The 253-nt window shown below is 63.6% G+C and carries 1 pseudogene; it reads right to left on the minus strand.

Annotation, left to right across the window (positions count from 1 at the left end):
- Window positions 1–112: 112 nt before the first annotated feature.
- A pseudogene (locus EU800_RS26605) lies at window positions 113–253 on the minus strand (transposase); the annotation flags it as partial.

Raw genomic sequence — 253 nt, forward strand, 5'->3', positions numbered from 1 at the left:
AGAGCATCACCGCCAGGCGGATGATCTCAGGGCTGGTCTTGAAGTATTTGAACGGGTCGCGTTTGGTCATCCGGGGACGCTACTCAGCCCCCTGCCCCATCTCAAGCCACGTTCTTCTGACACCACCGGCGAGGTTATAGGCCAGCGCGTGCAGCTGGAGACGCACCTCGTTATCCCGGAACCGGCGGCACGACAGGCGCGTCCAGCGGATGGCGTACTTGCCTTCGCGGATGTGCTGCTCCGCGGTGCCACG

The organism is Tropicimonas sp. IMCC6043, assembly GCF_004146235.1.
In the GTDB taxonomy this organism is placed as follows: Bacteria; Pseudomonadota; Alphaproteobacteria; order Rhodobacterales; family Rhodobacteraceae; genus Tropicimonas.